Genomic DNA, 18670 nt, shown 5'->3' on the forward strand with positions numbered 1-18670 from the left:
TGAAGTTGCATGGGATGGCAGTCGTGATGTGGCTGGGAATGGGGTGTGCTCCGGAGCAGGCCGCGCCCGAGGAGGTCCTCGAGACGGGGGCGCAGGCGCAGGACGTCGAGTGTTCCAAGCTGCGGGAGGTGTCTTGCACCTTGGTGCACGGACTGTGTCCGAAGATCGCGCCGGACGAGGTGTGCACCATCACCATCGGACGGGGGCCGGAGCCGGTGACGCCCGCCTTCTCCTGCATCCATCGGAGGCAGTGGCTCAAGCTCCGGCTGGCTGAGGACGTGTCGCACGCCACCATCCACTTCGACGGTGACCCCTCGGGTCACCTGTTCGAGGGGGAGCCGTCGGACATCGTCAAGCTGGACTCCTGGTACAGGCCTTCGTGGTGCGCAAAGGTCTCGGCCAAGGCGTGGTGGATGGACTATCCCTTCCGGGTGTCCTCGGGCACGGGAGAGGGCCAGCCTGGAGAGCTGGAGGTGGTGAGGGATCCAGGCGAGCCCGAGGAGGGGTGAGGACCGCTTGCTCAACGCGGTGAGGTCGTGAGCAGGGGCACCCAGGTCCGCCCGAGTCGAGGGCGGGCCACCAGCGCGCGCGACAGGGCCTCACGGGCCCGCGCTTGTTCATCGAGGGGCTGCGTGGGCGATGAGCGCACGCGCAGGAGTTCCAGCGCCGCATGCAGTGCGCGCGCCTCGAGGTCATCGGGGCGCACCTTCAGCACCGCGGATGCATGCGCGAGGCCTCTCTCCAGCGCGTCGCCTGGGGAGGCATCGGCGAGATGTCGGGCGAGGGCGTGGTCCATGAGGAGTCGCGCGAGCGCGAGCCGGTCGTCATGGGGACGCGCGCTGAGGGCGAGCACGGCTTCGTGCGCCTGCGCCGCCTCGGTGAAGACCGCCTCTTGTTCCCGCGGGAGGCCGGAGGGCGGAGGGCTCGCGATGAGGGGGGCTGTGCCTCGTGTCCCTCGCCATACGAGCGCCCTCAGGCGTCGGGCCTTCGCCACATAGCGCAGGGCTTCCTCATCGCGGGGATTGCGCGTGACCGCTTCGCGCAGCGCGAGCTCGGCGGCTTCGAGCGGGTGGACCACCTCAAGGGCGTCCCGCGGATTGCGCTGGGCCGCGTCGCGAGCAGCAGCCTCGGGCGAGTGGTTCGCAGCATGCTCATCGCGTGGAGCGCGCGTTGCCGCGCCTTGCACCGCATCTTCGCCCGGGTGGTTCGCAGCATGCTCATCGCGTGGAGCGCGCGTTGCCGCGCCTTGCACCGCATCTTCGCGCGCGTGGTTTACCGCAGAGGCCTCGCGTGGAGCGCGCGTTGCCGCGCTTTGCAAGGCATCTTCGCGCGCGTGGTTTACCGCAGGGGCCTCGCGTGGAGCGCGCGTTGCCACGCCTTGCACCGCATCTTCGCGCGGGTGGTTTACCGCAGAGGCATCGCGTGGAGCGCGCGTTGCCACGTCGCGCAGGGGGGCCACGCGTGCGTGGCTGAACCCCAGGCCGCGCTCCCACGCGTACGTCGCGAGCAGCAGCTCGGCGTGGCCCAGGTTGGCCCACGCGGTCGACAGCTCCGGCTGGAGCGCGAGCGCCGCCTGGGCCTCGCGCTTCGCGGCCTGGGCGTCCTCGCGCGGGTCCTCCCCGAGCTCCAGCCGATACGCCGCGCGAGCCGCCAGCGCCTCCGACAGGTTGCTGTACGTCAGCCCCTGTTTCGGCGCGAGCGCGCGAGCCCGGACGAAGGCCTCGCGGGCCTCGTCGACAGCAGGGAAGGGGGATTCTCCTCGCTGCCACGCATCGCGAGCACGCTCCAGGTGCACCAGCCCCACGCCACCGTGGAGCTGCGGCACCTCGGCGTTGAGCGCGAGCGCGCTTCGATACGAACCGAGCGCCGCGTCCAGCGCGGACCGTGCATCCTTGCCCGAGTCACGCGCGCGCGCCGCGCGGAGCGCATGCACCTGCGCTTCGTAGAAGTGGCTGACCAGGTTGCGCGGGTTGAGGCTCCGCGCCTTCTCCAGCGCCTCCCGGGCGCGCTCCAGATCCTCATCCGCCGTGGTGCTGCGTGGATTCGACGCGCGCTTGAACCAGGCGCTGCCCAGGTTGATCCACGCATCCGGCAGCGACTCGTCGATGCCGATGGCGGTGCGGTACGCCTCGATGGCGCGCTGCCGGTTGCCGAGCGAGTCCTCGCCCACCGCGTCCTCATGGTCCGCCCAGACCTTGAAGATGAGCCCCAGGTTGGCGTGATAGTTGTAGCCGCGCTCCCGCGGCGCCACCCCTTCGAACGCCTCGATGGACTGACGCAGCAGCGCGCGAGGGTCCTCGCTGCGCGCCTGCCGCAGCCGCGCCTCCTGCCAGAGCACCAACCCGAGCGCCTGCCGCGCCTCGCTGCGATTCGGCTCCACCTCGAGCGCCGCGCGCGCCGCCTTCAAAGCGGCCTCCAGTGGCGCCCGCACATCCCCACCCTGTCTGCCGCGATACTCCGCGAGCCTGCGATGCAGCATGGCCTTGCGGACCAACGACGGCACATGCCGAGGCGAGGCCGTGAGCCCGCGCTCCAACGCCTCCAAGGCCCGCTCCAGGTGGGGCGTCACGTCCCCCTGGCCATACAGCCCCATGCGCAGCGCCACCTGCTCCACACCCGCGAGCGCCAGGTGCGCCTCCGGCAGACTCTCCGCGAGCGACGCGGCCCGGGCATGCGCCCGTCGCGCCGCGTCCAGGTCCTCCTGCGCGGACTCGCGCCGCCCCGCATCCCAATGACTCGTGGCGCGCGCCACCAGCACGTCCCCCCGCAGCAGCGGCGCCTCGAAGAACCAGGGCAGCCGCTCACCCAACGCATCCAGCCGCTCCAACGCGTCCGCGTAGCGCTCCTCGTGGTACGCGAGCAGCGCCGCGACGTACTCGGCGGGGGGCAGGTCCACGTCGCCGCCCTTCCTCAACCACTCCAGCGCCGGCTCCCGATACTGCGCCACCAGCGCCTTGCGTCGCCCCTGCCGCTCCAGCGCGGGCAGGTGCTCGGACGCGCGCAGCTGCTCCTGGTAGAGCTGCCCCAGCGCGAGCGCCAGCGCGCACGCGACGCGAGGCGTCCGCGTCCCGTGGTGCCACGCGGCCTCCAGCGCCTCCTTCGCGCGCCCGGGCTCCCCCATCGCCAACCAGCCCCGTCCCAGCGCCTCGTTGCCCGGCCCCAGCGCGCGCTCGCCTCCCGCGCGCATCTCCCGAGCGATGTCCTCCAGGCGCGCCTCCAGCGTGCGCCGCTCCTCCCGCGTGTCGTGCAGCCGCGCCAGGGCGGTGTACCGGGCGCGGGCCTCCACGTGCTCGGCGAGCTCGGAGAAGCGGCGCGCAAGATGTTCGCGCACGTCCGCCTCGCGTCGGGCGAGCACCGCCTGCACCCCCGCGAGCAGCAACACCAGCCCCACCACCGCCGCCAGCGTCAGCCCCCGCCAGTACCTGCGCGCCAGCCGCGCCATCCGGTAGCCCGGCCCCGTCGAGCGCGCGAGCACCGGCGCCCCATCGAGGAAGCGCCGCAGGTCCTCCACCAGCGCCCGCGCCGAGTCGTACCGGCCCCCACGCTCCTTCTCCAGGCACTTGAGGACGATGGCCTCCAGGTCCGCGGGCACCTCGGGCGCCAGCGCGCGCGGAGGCCGGGGCTCCTCCGTGGGGATGCGGCTGAGCACCTCCAGCGCGTTGCTCCCGGGCACGGGCGCCTGGCCCACCAGGAGCGCGTAGAGCGTGGCGCCCAGCGCGTACACATCCACGCGACGGTCCAGCCGGCTCACCTCGCCGCGCGCCTGCTCGGGCGCCATGTAGTGCGGCGTGCCCAGGATGGCCCCCGTGGCGGTGACGCCTTCGCCCGGCGCCCGCGCCAGCCCGAAGTCCAGGACGTAGGGCTTCCACTGTCCGTCGGCCGTGCGCTCCACCAGGATGTTGGACGGCTTGATGTCGCGGTGGATGAGGCCGGCCCGGTGCGCCGCGTGTACGCCCTCGGCGGCCTGCGCCAGCAGCAGCGCCTTCTGCTCGACGGAGAGCTGGCTCGCGACCTGGTGGAGCGGCAGGCCGTCCACGTACTGCATCGCGATGTACGCGCGCCCCTGGACCTGGCCCACCTCGTAGACCTTGCACACGCGCTCGTGCTCCACGCGCGCCTGGGCCTGCGCCTCCGCCACGAAGTGCCTCACCCGCCCGGGCTCGTCGTCCTTCACGAACTTGAGCGCCACGAGCCGCCGCAGCACCAGGTCCTGCACCAGGAAGACGCGCCCCATGCCGCCCTGGCCCAGGAAGCGGATGGGCGCATAACGCTCCCAGCCCGGCACGGGGAAGGGGGGCTCGGCCTCCAGGGCCTCGGGCTCCAGCGGGCGGGGCGCCCCGACCTGGACCGTGGGCGGGCCCACGAGCGCTTCCTGGAGGGCGGCCCGCGAGGCGCTCCGGAGGGAGGCGAGGGTGGCCTCGGACAGTCGCCCCCGGGCATGGAGCAGGTCCAGGGGGCCTTTCTGCTCGCGCTCGACGGCCGCCCGCAGGGACTCCACCTCGTCGTCGGCCAGCAGGCCCTCGAGGAGCACCGCTCGCAGCTCCGCCTCGTCGTCCTCGCGCATCGGTGGTCCCCGGGCGCGCGCGCGTCCGGGCCCCGCCGGAACGCCGTGCGGGGAGGGTTGTACCACCCCGCCCCCGACGACATCCCGTGCAGGCGCCGGGCTGGATTGATATGCAGGGAGCGCCGGACGGCGATGGACGCCGCCCCGCCCGGTCCCGGAGGGCCCCATGTACGCCGATATTGATCTTGCCGCGGTGGGAGTCCCGTTCGCCCGGAGGACGTCGGCCTGAACAGGCCGACGTGAAGGTCCGTCACAGCGCGGTCCTCGCTCCGGGTGCCCTGACGAATCCAGGTGCGCCGCAGGCACCGCCTTGTCCGGAGTCCTTCTCAGTGTCTCTCGAAACTTTTGGTTGGGGGCCCCAGCTGGCCCAGGCTTTCTCCCTCCTCGTCGAGTCGTCCCCTCTTCCCCTCGTCCCCGGCCGCGTGGTGCGCCAGGCCCGAGGGCTGCTCACCGTCCAGACCGCGGAGCGCACCCTGCTGGCGCGCACCGCCGGCCGGCTGCTCCACCAATCCTCCAGCGCCGAGTCCCTGCCCACCGTGGGTGACTGGGTGGCCCTCCAGCTTCCTCCAGGCGAAGGGGAGGGGATGCTCCACGCCGTGCTCCCCCGCAAGAGCCTGCTCGCGCGCCGCGAGGTGGGACGCGAGAGGGAGGTGCAGCTCATCGCCGCCAACCTGGACGTGGTGCTCCTGGTCGCCGGCCTGGACGGGAACTTCAACCCCCGCCGCATCGAGCGCGCCCTCACCCTGGCCTGGACGAGCGGCGCCTCCCCCGCGGTGCTGCTCACCAAGGCGGACCTCCATGACGACGCCGACGCCGTCGTCGAGGAGGTCTCCGCGCTGGCCCCCGGCGTCCCCGTGCTGGCCCTGAGCTCCAGGACCGGCGAGGGGCTGGACGCCGTGCGGGCCCTCATCCCCGAGCACCGCACCGGGGCCCTGCTGGGCTCCTCCGGCGTGGGCAAGTCCACCCTCGTCAACCGCCTGCTGGGTGAGTCGCGCCTGGCCACGCAGGAGGTGCGCTACGAGGACGACAAGGGGCGTCACACCACGACCCACCGCGAGCTGTTCCGCCTCCCCCACGGGGGGCTGCTCATCGACGGACCCGGAATGCGCGAGCTGGGGCTGCTCGGCGAGGAGGAGAAGGCGATTGAGCAGGCCTTCACCGACATCCTCGAGCTCGCCGAGGGCTGCCGCTTCCGCGACTGCACGCACCAGCGTGAGCCCGGCTGCGCCGTCCGCGCCGCCGTCCAGTCCGGGGCCCTCCCCGAAGAGCGCCTCTCGAGCTTCGAGAAGCTGCAAAAGGAGAAGGCCTTCCAGGCGCGTCAGTCGAGCACCGCGCTGCAGAAGGAGCAGCGGCGCATCGACAAGAGCCGCTCCGTGCAGGGCTGGGAAATCACCCGCGCCAAGCGCCGACGGGACTGAAACCCGGACCGAAAATTCGCCGTAAATCCTCCGCTCAAGGATTCCGACGGGCCGCGTTTGGATATTTCGAAAGGTGGGGACACCCGGGCAGAGCCTGGATGTCCGAGGGCTTCGGGCGCTGAGCGTCCGGGCAGGTGGGTGGGGGGAGTGTCCGGGGGAATCACCGGCACTCGGGTTTTCGAACGTCCGACGTTCGAGGGGGGAAGAGGCGCGCCGGGGGGCTCGCCTCGGACCTTTTGAGGGGGCGCCCCTGGGGAGGGGCGTGGCTTCCGGAGGGTGCGCCGAGGGGCGCGCTCACGCTGGACCGGAGGTACGAATTCTCGCAGTCCTTCATACGGCGGGGAGCGCGTCGAGGGGGCGCGCTCCCCGCGGTTCTTTTCAGGGTCCTTCTTCGGACCCGCCCGCGTCGTGGACTACTTCGTGTCCGACGAGGGCATCATCTTGATGCGCTGGCCCTGGTCATCCGTCACCACGGAGCCGTCTGCCTTCTGCTGCTCGGTGGGCTGACCGACGGCGAAGCTGGCCACCTTCGTCAGGGGCACGCCCTGGAAGATGCCGCTCACCGTCACCACCAGGTGGGAGCGTCCGGCGCCCGGCGCGAAGGCCACGTCCAGGTTCGTGACGGCCGCCTTCTCCACGCTCACGCCCGTCACGGGCGAGGTGCTGCTGGTCACCTGGAGCCCGTCGACGCCGGAGACCTCCACCCGGACATCCTCGCCGGGGACCTGGAAGCGCAGCGAGACGGTGGCGCTGGTGTCGGACACCTTGGCGCCCACGTCCACGGGCGCGCTGAGCTTGGCGGTGGAGCCCGGGTGGTCGGCGCTGTCCGCCGGGGTGCTGCTCTTCGCCGGAGAGGTGCAGGCCAGGGGCGCCATCAGCGCCAGGAGGCCGGAGAGGACCGCGGAGGCAATGCGATTCATGGGTGCTCCTGGGAACGCGGGAGGAGTGAGAGGTCCGCTCATTGGCTGCTGATGGAGAGGGTGTAGTTGTAGTTGCCCGAGCCCTCGTCGGCCCAGCCCGTCGTGACCAGGACGTAGCGCCGGTCGGTCTGGCTGTTGAAGTCGAAGGTCTCCTTGCCGGTGGTGAAGCGGTCGGCCTCACCCGCCGTGGCGCCCTGCTGCAGGGCGAGGATGCTCACGTCCTCCGTGGAGTCGGCGGTGACGGTCATCCTGCGGCCATTGCCGGTGAAGACGTAGTACCGGTTCTGCTGCCGCTGGTTGAAGGGCTCGCCTCGGGTGAAGAAGTTGTTCTCCGAGAAGGGCACCGTCACGAACTTGTACATGCCATACAGGTCCGTGTCCCCCTCGCCCCACTCCGAGCGGATGGCGCCGATGTTGTAGTGCGCCGCGAGCCGGTCCACCGCGGCGGCGTCCACGCCCGGCTGGGCCTTGAGGCCGTGGATGAAGGAGCCGACGGTGGTCACCGCCTCCGTGGTGCGCTGCGGCCCCACCAGCACGTCATAGAGCGTGCCCAGGCTCAGGGACACCTGGTCGAACGGGGTCTCCGACAGCGTCGACTCGTCGTGCAGGTCGTAGAGGAAGCGCATGATGCTGAACTCGGAGAAGACGCCCGGGTTCGGGTCGTCCGTGGTCGTCGGCGGCGTCTCCAGGTCGAAGCCGAACGCGCCCAGCCGGGTGCCGCTCCAGAGCGTGTCCACGTAGATGGAGCTGGGCAGGAGCATGCCGGACAGCGCGTTGCCGTAGCCCTCGCCGAAGGCGATGCGCGGGTCCAGCACGTCGCCGGAGGAGTGCGGGCCACCCGGGTTGTCGGCGCGCGACAGGTTGGCCTCGAAGAAGTGCCCCCACTCGTGGACGATGACGTGGCTGTCGAACTCGTCGGTGTCCGCGCCCGCGAGGCCCAGCACGTAGACCTCGTTCTCGTTGGGGGAGAAGTGCGAGGTGCCAATCTGGCCCCGGGCCTTGTCGCCGTTCTGCGGGGCGTTGTTCGGGCTCCAGTTCACCTTGAGCGGCGGGAAGGGCACGGGGCGCTCCGCCAGGAAGGCGTGGGACGCGGTGTACATGGCGTCCAGGATGGCGAAGGGCGCCGCGACGCGCTGGTTGGCGGTGTAGCTGGAGCCGTTCCAGCCGTGGCCCGCGTGCAGGTCCTTGCTCGTGGTGCCGCCCTTGATTTGCGTCACCACCGCCCAGATGGCGTTGCCGTCGGTGTTGTCCTCCACCTGGATGTCCGGCGTGGTCGTCTTGGCGAGCGTGGCCAGCGTCACGTCGGCCTGGTCGCCGGCCGTGAAGGTGAGCTGGTAGCGGCCGTCGTCGTCGGTGGTCGCCGAGGCGAGCACCGTGCTGCCCCGGAGCACCTGCACGGTGGCGTTGCGCACGGGCTTGACGCTCACCTGGTTGAAGGCGAGCGAGCCCTGGCGCGTCGTCGGCGTGTAGACGGCCGGGACGGAGTCGAACGTCACCCGGCCCGTGAGGGTGGCCGTGACGGGCGTCCCCTCGTCCTTGTCGTCGTCACCCTCCTTGTCGGAACAACCGAGCACGGTGAGACCGAGCGCGAGTGCCAGCGTCGCGCCTGTGCGGGCCCACGCTGATTTGCGAGATACGTACATTCCGTCCTCCCCCTTCCTTTCGTCGCCTGAGATGGGTGGCGGGCCATTCTCGACGGGACGTCCGGGAACTTCAAACACGGAGGACCCGGAGAAGGCCGTGGGATGAGGCTTGTCCGTCGTGAGGGCCGGGTGCGGGACAGCATCCTGGCGGGCGTGCCCGTCTTCCGGGGCTCGGTGGGTTGGCCGACCTGGGGGTGGCGCGGAGGCCGGGTTGGCGGGGCCCGGGGGCGCGCCAATCATTGAGGAGGGCGTCACGCGCGGAGGGCGGGCGACCCCACGGCCCATCGCCTCCTCGCCATGCCCCACCCGACCGACAGCCCCGCGTCACCTTCCGAGGCGTCCCGGGACCTCGCCGGCGTCGAGCGGGCCCTGCGCGAGAGCGAGGAGAAGTACCGCACGCTCTACAACAACACGCCGGTGATGATGCACTCCATCGACCGGGCGGGCCGGCTGGTGAGTGTCAGCGACTGCTGGCTGGCCACGCTGGGCTACACGCGCGAGGAGGTGCTCGGCCGCGACTCCACGGAGTTCCTCACCGAGGAGTCGGCCCGGCGGGCGCGCGAGGAGGTGCTGCCGGCCTTCCACAGGACGGGCCGCTGCAAGGACGTGCCGTACCAGCTGGTGAAGAAGGACGGGACGCGGCTGGACGTGCTGCTGTCCGCCATCATGGAGCGCGACGCCTCGGGCGCCTGCGTGCGCTCCCTGGCGGTGCTGCTGGACGTCACCGAGCGCAAGCGCGCCGAGGAGGCGCTCCAGCAGAGCGAGCGGCAGCTGCGCGCCATCCTGGACAACGCCACCTCCGTCTTCTTCCTGCTCGACACCCACGGGCGCTACATCTTCGTGAACCGCCAGTGGGAGCTGATGTTCCACCGCACGCGCGAGGAGGTCTTCGGCAAGACGGTGCACGACATCTTCCCGGAGGACAGCGCGAGAGAGTTCCAGGCGCTGAGCGAGCAGGTGCTGGAGCAGCGGCTGCCCGTGGTGCGCGAGGAGCGCGTCCCGCAAGAGGACGGCGTCCACACGCACATCACCCAGAAGTTCCCGCTCCTGGACGCGTCGGGTGTGCCCTACGCCGTCTGCGGCATCTCCACCGACATCACCGAGCGCAAGCGCCTGGAGGAGTCCCAGCGCTTCCTCGCGGAGGCGGGGCGGGAGCTGGGCACGTCGCTCGACTACGAGACGACGCTCCAGCGCGTCGCGGAGCTGACGGTGCCCCGCCTGGGGGACGTGTGCATCGTCTTCATGCCCGACGGCAGTCGCGGGCTGCACCCGGTGGCGGTGGCGGCGCGCTCGCCCGAGGTGGAGCGCGAGGTGCGGGAGCTGCTCGAGGCGCATCCGCTGGTCCCCGGCGTGACGTACGGCCCGGTGGGGGTCATGGCGTCGGGCCGCTCGGAGTGCTCGCCGGTGCCCCATGGAATCCTGCGCGACGGAGGGCTGGGCTCACCGCGGTGGCGCCACGTGCGCGCGTGGGGCGGCAAGCCCTCGCTCAGCGTGCCCCTGCAGGCGCGCGGGCGGGGCCTGGGCGTGCTGACGCTCGTGTCGCGACAGGGGGCGCGGGCCTTCGGCGCGGACGAGGTGGCGCTGGCGGAGGAGCTCGGGCGGCGCGCGGGGTACGCCATCGACAACGCGCAGCTCTACCGCGAGTCCCAGGAGGCCATCCGCGTGCGCGACGAGTTCCTCTCCATCGCCTCGCACGAGCTGAAGACGCCGCTGACGTCCATGAAGCTGCGCATGCAGCAGATGGGCGCCCTCCTGGCGCGGCCCCGGACGGACTCGGGCCTGCGCGCGCGGCTGTCCGGCATGCTGAACGTGTGCGAGAGCCAGCTGTCGCGGCTGTCCCGGCTGGTGGAGCACCTGCTGGATGTCTCGCGCATCAACGAGTCGCGGCTGTCCTTGCGCCTGGAGGACATGGACCTGGTCGCCGTCACGCGCGACGTGGTGGGCCACCTGCGTGAGCAGCTGGAGAAGGCGGGCTGCGAGCTGGTGCTGGACACCCCCGGGTCCCTGCCGGGCCGGTGGGACCGGCTGCGGCTGGAGCAGGTGCTGATGAACCTCCTGACGAACGCGGTGAAGTACGGCGCGGGCCGGCCCATCCAACTGCGGCTGTCCGCCCACCACGACGAGCGGGTGTGGCTGAGCGTGGAGGACCACGGGATGGGCATCCCCCGCGAGTCGCAGGGGCGCATCTTCGAGCGCTTCGAGCGCGCCGCCTCACCCAACTACGGCGGCCTGGGCCTGGGCCTCTTCATCACCCGTCAAATCGCCCAGGCCCATGGCGGAGAGGTCTGGGTGGAGAGCGAGCCGGGGCGGGGCGCCCGCTTCGTCGTCGAGCTGCCCCGCTGGACTCACGGCAGCGGGCCTTCCACCAGCCGCAGCACGTCCGCCAACACGCCGGACGCCGTCACCGCCGCGCCCGCGCCATAGCCCCGGATGACCAGCGGCGTGGGGCTGTAGCGCTCCGACAGGAAGCTCAGCGCGTTCTCTCCGCCCTTCACCGCGGCCAGGGGGTTGGCGAGCGGCACGGCCTTGAGCCCCACCGAGCAGCCCTCGGGGCCGACGCTGCCCACGTACCGGAGCACCTTGCCTTCCGTGCGCAGCGCCTCCACCCGGCGCTGGAAGCCCTCGTCGAGCGACGGCAGCCGCGCGAGGAACGCGTCGAGCGGACCGGACGCGTCGAAGTCCTCGGGCAGGAGCGACTGGAGCGCCACTTCCTCCAGCTCCACGGGGCGGCCCAGCTCGCGCGCGAGGATGAGCACCTTGCGCGCCACGTCCGTGCCCTGCACGTCGTCGCGCGGGTCCGGCTCCGTGAAGCGCTTCTCCATGGCGGAGCCCACCGCGCGCGACAGCGGCACGCCTTCCTCCAGGAGGCCGAGGATGTACGACAGCGAGCCGGAGAGGATGCCCTCGATGCGGTGCACCTGGTCGCCGGTGCGCAGCATGTTCTTGAGCGTGTCGATGACGGGCAGGGCGGCGCCCACGTTCGTCTCGTACAGGAAGCGGCGCTGGTGCCGCGACGCCGTCTCGCGGATGGCGCGGTGGTGGGCCATGCGCCCCGCGTTGGCCTTCTTGTTCGCGGTGACGACGTGCAGCCCCGCGGCCAGGAGGGACGGGTAGGCGAGCGCCACGTCCTCGCTGCTGGTGCAGTCCACGAAGATGGGGCGGCCGGGCCGTTTGGCCCGCACCTGCTCGCGGAAGGACTCCAGCGACGCGGGGGCGTGGCTTGCCTCCAGGCGCTCCTTCCACTCGCCCAGGGGGACGCCGCCTGGCTCGATGAGCGCGTGCCGGCTGTTGGCGATGGCGCACACGCGCAGGTCCACGCCCTGCGCGCGCAGGTGGGGGGCCTGCTGGCGCACCTGCCGCATCAGCTCCGCGCCCACGCTGCCCACGCCCGCCACGAAGAGCTCCACCACCTCCGTGGTGCCGAAGTAGCGGTGGTGCACGTGCGCCATGGCGCGCGGGCCGTCCGCCTCCGTGATGACGGCGGAGATGCTCCGCTCGCTGGAGCCCTGGGCAATCGCGGCGATGCTGCAGCCCACGTCGGCCAGGCCGCTGAAGAAGGTGCCCGCCACGCCCACGCGGTGGCGCATGCCGTCGCCGACGATGCTGAGCACGGCCAGCCGGCCCTGGCGCTCGATGGTGTCGACCTTGCCGGCCTCGCGCTCCACCTCGAACTCCGACTCCAGCGCCCGCACGGCGGCGTCGGCCTCCGACTGCTGCACGCAGAAGCTGATGGAGCACTCGCTGGAGCCCTGGGTGATGAGCACCACGGAGATTCCCGCGCGGGCCATGGACTCGAAGACGCGCGCGGCGGTGCCGGGCACGCCCTTGAGCCCCGCGCCGGCGATGTTGACCAGCGCCACGTCCTTGAGGAACGACAGGCCCCGCACCGGGTGCTCGGGTGGGGCGGCCCTGTCGGTGACGAGGGTGCCGGGGTGCTCGGGCTTGAAGCTGTTGCACACGCGCACGGGGATGCCGCGCTCGCGCGCCGGGGCAATCGTCTTGGGGTGCAGCACCTTGGCGCCGAAGTAGGCCAGCTCCATCGCCTCCTCGAAGCTCACCTCCGCCAGCGGGAAGGCCTCGGGGACCAGGCGCGGGTCGGCGCTGTAGATGCCGTCCACGTCCGTCCAGATCTCCAGCAGCGCCGCGTCCAGCGCCGCCGCCGCCAGCGCCGCCGAGTAGTCCGAGCCGCCGCGTCCCAGGGACATCGTCTTGCCGCGCGCGTCACCGCCGAAGAAGCCCGGCATCAGCAGGAGCCCCGGCCCCTGGGCGTCGCGCAGCGGGGCGAACCTGGCGCGAATCTCGTCCATGCGCGGCGTGGCCTGCAGCGGGTCCCCCGCGCAGATGAGCACCTGCCTGGGGTCCACCAGGTGGGGCGACAGCTTGCGCGCGGACAGGAGCGCCTCCAGCACCAGGCACGAGGCGCGCTCGCCCAGGCCCGACAGGTGCGCGAGCACCGACGGCGAGCACTCGCGCAGCAGCCCCACGCCCTGCAAGAGCCCGCGCAGCTCGGTGGAGATGGCGGCGAGCCCCAGCTCCAGCGGGGCCAGCGCCTCCAGCTCTCCGCCCAGCTCCCGGGCGATGCCCAGGTGCGTCTGCTCGAAGCGCGACAGGGGCTCCTCCACCGAGTGGCCCTCCTGCGCGAGCCGGGCCGTGTCCACCAGGAGGTTGGTGATGCCACAGACGGCCGAGGCCACCACGCACACGCGTGTCTCCTGACGTGCCCGGGCGACCAGGTCCACCACGCGCCGCATCTGCGCGGTGCCGCCCACGCTGGTGCCGCCGAACTTCATCACCCGCATGACGGCACCTCGCTCGGGAGCAGGCGGCCGAGGGACACGGGCGGGCGGGGCGTCGTCGTCGGGGTCTGGGTCTGCATGGGGTTCCTGGTGGGTGGAGGGAAACGAAAAAAGCCCCGCGCCGGGGAGCGCGGGGCCTGGTCGGAAGGACAGCGATTCCGAGCTAGACCGCCCGCGCTCCGCGGGTCGTCGTGTGCGTCGTCGTCGTCGTCGTGGAGGTGAAGGTCGCCGCGCGCGCGGAGGTCCGGGACGTCCATCCCGAGGTCCACGCGAGGTCGAGGCCGATGCCGTTCACGAACCCGAACGCTGACCGATGAGCCCGGTGCGAGTCAAGCCGCCCTCCCGGACGGGGGGACGACGGCTCACCCACCCGCCACGTCCCACTCCACGCGGTGCAGCGTCAGCGCCTCCTGCTTGCCCTTCACGTGGGTGGGGGGCAGCGTCGTCAAGGGCCAGCGCGACTCGCGCAGCCTCACGCGCGTGGCCTCGGAGAGCACCACCTGGCCCGCCTTCGCCACGCCGCACACCCGACTGGCCACGTTGGTGACGTCCCCGAGCGTGGCGTACTGGAGGTAGTGCTCGGAGCCGATGTTGCCGGCGGCGGCCGGGCCGCTGTTGAGGCCCACGTGGATGCGCAGCTCCGGCTGTCCCCGGGCCCGGAAGCGCGCGTTGAGCCCCGCAAGCTCGCGCTGCATGTCCACCGCCGCGCGCACGGCCCGGTCCGCGTCGTCCTCGCGCGAGAAGGGCGCGCCCCACACCGCCATCAGCGCATCGCCGATGTACTTCTCCAGCGTCCCCTCGTGACGGAAGACCACGTCCGCCATCACCGGGAAGTACGCGTTGAGCATGTCCACCACGTCCCGGGGGCCGCGCGAGGAGGACAGGGGCGTGAAGTCGGAGATGTCCGCGAAGAGCACCGTCACCTCCGTCTCCACCACCTCCAGCGCCGTGCCGGGCGAGGCATGCAGCCTGCGCACGACGGCGGGCGGGAAGAAGCGCAGGTACGTGTTGCGCAGCACCGCCTCCTCCTCCAGCCGCCGCGTCAGCCGCGCGTTGTCGAGCGCCACCGCCGCCTGGTGGGCGAAGGCGGTGAGGAACTCCAAATCCGCCTCCGTGAACAGGCCCCCGTGCGAGCGGTTGTCCACGTACAGCACGCCCAGCCACGTGTCCCGGGACTTGAGCGGCACGCACATGGCGGAGTGGATGGACTGCGCGCGGATGGAGACGGAGCTGTCCAGCCGCACGTCCTGCTGGGCGTTGGCGAAGAGCGCCGCCAGGCCGTGCTTGCGCACGGAGTCGACGATGTGCTGGCTGTGGAAGCGCTCGGAGAGCACCTCGCCGGTGGCGGCGCGCGCCACGCGGGGACGCAGCTCGCCGGTGGCCTCGTCCACGAGCAGCAGCGCGGCCCGGTCCACGCCGAGCACGCGGAAGACGAGCTGGAGGATGCGCTCCAGCAGCGAGTCGAGCGAGCCGGGCGACGACAACAGCTGCGCCACCGCGAGCAGCACCTGGAGCCGCTCGCGCGTCGCGTCCGCCTCCGGCTCCGGGCGCACCCGCAGGCGCGGCGCGTCCAGGGACAGCTCACCGGGCGCGGGCGAGAAGCGCGTGTCCAGGGTGCGCGTGTGCAGCGGGCTCAGCCCCGCGTCCAGGTCGGGGTCCGCCGCGAGGAGCTGGAACCACACCTCGCCGCAGCGGAAGGCCTGGCCCGCGTCGAGCTCATGGCGCTCCACGCGCTGCTCGCCGACGAAGGTGCCGTTCTTGCTGCCCTGGTCCACCAGCACCACGCGCGAGCCCTCGCGCTCCAGGCGCGCGTGCCTGCGCGACAGGCTCTTGTGGAGCACGCAGACGGAGCTCTCCTCCGTCCTGCCGATGGTGGTGACGCCCTCGGGGAGCAGCAGCTCCTGCTCGCCCTCCCGCCCAGGGTTGAGGATGAGGCGCATGGCGCCCGGGATGCTACACCCGCCCGCGGGCCTCCCGAAGGAAGTGGCCGGCGCGGGCGGGGAGGGTGGCGGGCCCTCAGCCCACCAGGCGGACGACGACCTGGGTCATCCCGTAGATGAGCAGCGCCATCAGCGCGGACGCGGGGATGGTGAACACCCAGGCCCAGATGATGCGGCCCGCCACGCCCCACTTCACCGCGCGCCAGCCGCGCGTGGAGCCCACGCCGACGATGGCGCCGGTGATGGTGTGGGTGGTGGACACGGGGATGCCCAGCTCCGCCAGCGCGATGATGGTGACGCCGCCGCCGGTCTCCGCGCTGAACCCGCCGATGGGCGCCAGCTTCGTCAGGCTGTGGCCCATGGTGCGGATGATGCGCCAGCCGCCGAAGAACGTCCCCAGCGCGATGGCCGCGTGACAGGAGATGATCATCCACCAGTCGATGTGGAACGGACGGTCCGCCCAGATGGTGCCGAAGAGCACCACGGCGATGATGCCCATCACCTTCTGCGCGTCGTTGGTGCCATGGCTGTAGGAGAAGATGGCGGACGAGATGAGCTGGAGCCGGCGGAACCAGACGTCCACCACGCGCGGCGTCTGCTTGTGCACCACCCAGGTGCTCACCAGCATCAGCGTCATGCCCAGCGTGGTGCCGATGAGCGGCGAGAGCACGATGAAGGCGGCGATCTTCGCGATGCCCGCGCCCATCAGGCCCTTGAGCCCCAACACCGGCAGCGTCGCGCCAATCATGCCGCCCGCCAGCGCGTGCGAGGACGACGACGGCAGCCCCCACCACCACGTGAGCAGGTTCCAGGCGATGGCGCCCATCAGCGCCGCGAAGATGACCGACAGCACCGCGGTGGGGCCCGTGGCGCGCAGCATCTCGAAGTTGATGATGCCCTTGCCCATGGTGTTGGCGACATGGACACCGCCGCCGAAGGCGGCCACGAAGTTGAAGAAGGCGGCCCACGCCACGGCCAGGTTCGGTGACAACACCCGGGTGGACACCACGGTGGCGATGGAGTTCGCCGCGTCGTGGAAGCCGTTGATGAAATCGAAGATGAGCGCCACTCCGACGATGACGATGACGGCCGCGAGTAGCATCTCAGGAGTGCTCCAGCACCACGCCTTCGATGACGTTCGCCACGCCCTGACACTTGTCCGTGGCGGTCTCGATGAGGTCGTAGATCTCCTTCCACTTGATGATGGTCAGAGTGTCGACCCCGCTCTTGAACAGCCGGCCCAGGCCCGAGCGAAGCACTTCGTCCGCCTGCGTCTCCAGGCGCTTGATCTCCTTGCAGCCGGCGAGGATCTGCTCCGGCTTCTTGATGAGCCGCAGCGCCGCCACCACCTCCTGCACCTTCTCGGCGGACAGCACCAGGAGCCGCGCCAGCTCCGTCGCGTCCGGCAGGCTGCTCTGGATTTCGTAGTAGTGCAGCCGTGACGCGGCCGCGTTCGCCAGGTCCAGCACGTCGTCGATGCGCGACAGCAGCGAGTGGATCTGCCCTCGGTCGAACGGGGTGATGAACTGCTTGTGCAGACGGTTGAAGGCGGTATGGGTGACCTCGTCACCCTGGTGCTCCACGTCCTTGAGTGCCTGGACCCGCCTGGGCACGTCCGTGTAGTCGCTGAGCAGTTCGTGAAGCATCTTCGCGCCCTGCACTGTGGCGGCGCACTGTTTGTCGAAGTCGTCGAAGAACTCGTCCGACTTGGGCATCAGCCTTTCGAGCATCGCTTCCCTCCCGGATGGGGGCATGCCCCGGGTGTCACCTTCGTGTGACACAGCCGAGGCGGCCCGTGACTACCTCACCTGGAGAGAATCGCCAGCCTTCCTTTTTGACTTGCAACGGAATGCCGGGCTCGGGAGCCCCGAGTCTCGCTGTATCGAGCCATTAGCCCGCCAGCGGGAGGGGCCCCCAGGTCTACAGGTGGGGAAGCAGCGCCTGTTCCAGCTTCGCCCGGGGCATGGCGCCCAGGAGTTGCTGGACGACCTGGCCGTCCTTGAAGAGCAGCAGGGCGGGGACGGAGCGGATGTTGTAGCGCTGGGCCGTCTCCTGGTTCGCGTCCACGTCCAGCTTCGCCACCTTCAGGCGGCCCCGGTACTCGGTGGCGAGCGCGGCCACGGTGGGGGCGATGGCGCGGCACGGTGGGCACCAGGTGGCGGTGAAGTCCACCAGCACCGGCTCCTTCGATTCGAGCACCTCCTGGTGGAACCGCGCGTCGCCCAGCTCGATGACGTCCGTGGCCATGTCCTGTCCTCCTCGGGTGGAGGCGCGGCGTGGGGCCGTGCCTCGGTTCGAGGAGGACATGTAGTGGCCGGGGCGCCCGGGGGCGAGCGTCCCTCACGGAACGCGAGGTTGCGTGAAGGGCCCTCAACGCCTCCGGGGGGAAGGGGCCTCCGCCTCCCAGGGCAGCGACGCGCCGCGCTCCGAGAGCAGCGACAGGAAGACGCGCAGCTTGGGTGGGAGCTGGCGGCTGCTCGGGTAGACGGCGAACACGGGGAGGCCCGGCGGCGTTGAGGACTCCAGGACGGGGACGAGCAGGCCGCTGCGCACGTCGTCGACGACGAGGGAGGCGGGCAGGCGGACCACGCCCAGGCCCGCGCGGGCGGCGGCCTGTCCCGCGCGCACGCTGGGGACGCGGAGGCGGCCGGTGACGGGGCGGCTCAGGGCGTCTCGGCCCTCGCCGAAGAACCAGACCTCGTCGGTACGGGGCTCGGCGAGCACGACGCAGGCATGGCCCTGGAGGTCGGCGGGGGTGCGGGGTGTGCCCTGGCGGGCGAGGTACGCGGGGCTGGCGTAGTAGCCGGTGCGCAGCCGCCCGAGCTTCCTGGCCACCAGCGACGAGTCGGCGAGCGGGCCGGTGCGCAGCGCCACGTCGTACTCCTCGGCGATGAGGTCGACGTGGGCCTCGGCGAGCGCCAGCTCCACGCGCAGCAGCGGGTGGTGCAGGAGCAGCTCCGCGATGAGCGGGGTGAGCAGCTCGCCCAGCAGGGAGAGGGTGGCGATGCGCAGGGTGCCCTGGGGCGTGGCGCGGGACTCGCCCAGGGCGCGGTTCACCTCGCGGGCCTCGGAGACCAGCCGCGCGCAGTGGACATGGTAGTCGCGCCCCGCCTCGGTGAGGCGCAGGTGGCGCGCGTTGCGCTCCAGCAGGCGGACCCCGAGCCGCGCCTCGAGCGCGGAGAGGCGGCGGCTCACGGTGGACTTGCGCAATCCCAGCCGCAGGGCCGCGGCGGTGAGCCCTCCGGAGGTGACCACCTCGGTGAAGAGCAGCATGTCGTCCAGCAGGGGCGGGCTCGGAGGCACGGGGGGGAGCCTAGCCGGGGAGGTCGTCCGGCTCCTCGCTCTTCGGGCCTCCGGGCGTCACTGGGGGGTGGGCAGGGGAGAAAAAG

Annotated in this window: 12 protein-coding genes; 3 read left to right on the forward strand and 9 right to left on the reverse strand. The window is 71.7% G+C overall.

From position 1 onward, the window contains the following. The first annotated feature begins 14 nt into the window (after nt 1–14). Complete coding sequence (locus AC6JA9_RS14025; protein WP_223752218.1) at nt 15–509, forward strand: hypothetical protein; 495 nt, start codon at nt 15–17, stop codon at nt 507–509. An 11-nt stretch (nt 510–520) separates the two neighbouring features. Here AC6JA9_RS14025 and AC6JA9_RS14030 read toward each other — a convergent pair whose 3' ends face one another. Beyond that, nucleotides 521–4564, reverse strand: coding sequence for a serine/threonine-protein kinase (locus AC6JA9_RS14030; RefSeq protein WP_497959916.1), 4044 nt, complete (start codon nt 4562–4564; stop codon nt 521–523). Nucleotides 4565–4893: 329 nt separating this feature from the next. On the opposite strand from AC6JA9_RS14030, the gene rsgA reads away from it, so the two are divergent. Then, nucleotides 4894–5982, forward strand: coding sequence for a ribosome small subunit-dependent GTPase A (gene rsgA, locus AC6JA9_RS14035; protein WP_223751238.1), 1089 nt, complete (start codon nt 4894–4896; stop codon nt 5980–5982). A gap of 413 nt (nt 5983–6395) precedes the next feature. Here the strand turns inward: rsgA and AC6JA9_RS14040 are convergent, their stop codons facing one another. Continuing rightward, nucleotides 6396–6902, reverse strand: coding sequence for a hypothetical protein (locus AC6JA9_RS14040; RefSeq protein WP_223785072.1), 507 nt, complete (start codon nt 6900–6902; stop codon nt 6396–6398). A 38-nt stretch (nt 6903–6940) separates the two neighbouring features. Then, nucleotides 6941–8545 carry a hypothetical protein gene (locus tag AC6JA9_RS14045; protein WP_223751240.1) on the reverse strand — a complete coding sequence of 535 codons (1605 nt, stop codon included), beginning with the start codon at nt 8543–8545 and terminating at the stop codon, nt 6941–6943. A gap of 297 nt (nt 8546–8842) precedes the next feature. On the opposite strand from AC6JA9_RS14045, the gene AC6JA9_RS14050 reads away from it, so the two are divergent. Continuing rightward, the gene (locus tag AC6JA9_RS14050) at nt 8843–10969 is read left to right on the forward strand and encodes a sensor histidine kinase (protein ID WP_497959917.1); all 2127 of its coding nucleotides are present in this window, start codon (nt 8843–8845) and stop codon (nt 10967–10969) included. Here the strand turns inward: AC6JA9_RS14050 and thrA are convergent. The 6 genes from thrA to AC6JA9_RS14080 form a co-directional block, all read right to left on the reverse strand. Beyond that, nucleotides 10891–13344 carry a bifunctional aspartate kinase/homoserine dehydrogenase I gene (thrA, locus tag AC6JA9_RS14055; protein ID WP_497959918.1) on the reverse strand — a complete coding sequence of 818 codons (2454 nt, stop codon included), beginning with the start codon at nt 13342–13344 and terminating at the stop codon, nt 10891–10893. The genes AC6JA9_RS14050 and thrA overlap by 79 nt on opposite strands. A gap of 359 nt (nt 13345–13703) precedes the next feature. Further along, nucleotides 13704–15281: an adenylate/guanylate cyclase domain-containing protein gene (locus AC6JA9_RS14060; protein ID WP_223751243.1), complete on the reverse strand. Its 1578-nt coding sequence runs from the start codon at nt 15279–15281 to the stop codon at nt 13704–13706. A 76-nt stretch (nt 15282–15357) separates the two neighbouring features. Next, nucleotides 15358–16383, reverse strand: a complete 1026-nt coding sequence (locus AC6JA9_RS14065; RefSeq protein ID WP_497959919.1) for an inorganic phosphate transporter — start codon at nt 16381–16383, stop codon at nt 15358–15360. A 1-nt stretch (nt 16384) separates the two neighbouring features. Continuing rightward, nucleotides 16385–17011 carry a DUF47 domain-containing protein gene (locus AC6JA9_RS14070; RefSeq protein WP_223751244.1) on the reverse strand — a complete coding sequence of 209 codons (627 nt, stop codon included), beginning with the start codon at nt 17009–17011 and terminating at the stop codon, nt 16385–16387. Between the two features lie 190 nt (nt 17012–17201). Then, nucleotides 17202–17528, reverse strand: coding sequence for a thioredoxin (gene trxA / locus AC6JA9_RS14075; RefSeq protein WP_223751245.1), 327 nt, complete (start codon nt 17526–17528; stop codon nt 17202–17204). A gap of 123 nt (nt 17529–17651) precedes the next feature. Further along, entirely contained in the window at nt 17652–18554 is a 903-nt protein-coding gene (locus AC6JA9_RS14080) for a LysR family transcriptional regulator (protein ID WP_255653754.1), read from the reverse strand. Nucleotides 18555–18670 lie beyond the last annotated feature (116 nt).

This window comes from Myxococcus sp. MH1 (assembly GCF_059738865.1).

Bases quoted from the DNA above. Each gene is read 5' to 3' on its own strand.
- AC6JA9_RS14025 (WP_223752218.1), top strand. From the start codon at position 15: ATGGCAGTCGTGATGTGGCTGGGAATGGGGTGTGCTCCGGAGCAGGCC.
- AC6JA9_RS14030 (WP_497959916.1), bottom strand. From the start codon at position 4,564: ATGCGCGAGGACGACGAGGCGGAGCTGCGAGCGGTGCTCCTCGAGGGC.
- AC6JA9_RS14040 (WP_223785072.1), bottom strand. From the start codon at position 6,902: ATGAATCGCATTGCCTCCGCGGTCCTCTCCGGCCTCCTGGCGCTGATG.
- AC6JA9_RS14045 (WP_223751240.1), bottom strand. From the start codon at position 8,545: ATGTACGTATCTCGCAAATCAGCGTGGGCCCGCACAGGCGCGACGCTG.
- AC6JA9_RS14050 (WP_497959917.1), top strand. From the start codon at position 8,843: ATGCCCCACCCGACCGACAGCCCCGCGTCACCTTCCGAGGCGTCCCGG.
- thrA (WP_497959918.1), bottom strand. From the start codon at position 13,344: ATGCGGGTGATGAAGTTCGGCGGCACCAGCGTGGGCGGCACCGCGCAG.
- AC6JA9_RS14060 (WP_223751243.1), bottom strand. From the start codon at position 15,281: ATGCGCCTCATCCTCAACCCTGGGCGGGAGGGCGAGCAGGAGCTGCTG.
- AC6JA9_RS14065 (WP_497959919.1), bottom strand. From the start codon at position 16,383: ATGCTACTCGCGGCCGTCATCGTCATCGTCGGAGTGGCGCTCATCTTC.
- AC6JA9_RS14070 (WP_223751244.1), bottom strand. From the start codon at position 17,011: ATGCTCGAAAGGCTGATGCCCAAGTCGGACGAGTTCTTCGACGACTTC.
- trxA (WP_223751245.1), bottom strand. From the start codon at position 17,528: ATGGCCACGGACGTCATCGAGCTGGGCGACGCGCGGTTCCACCAGGAG.
- AC6JA9_RS14080 (WP_255653754.1), bottom strand. From the start codon at position 18,554: ATGCTGCTCTTCACCGAGGTGGTCACCTCCGGAGGGCTCACCGCCGCG.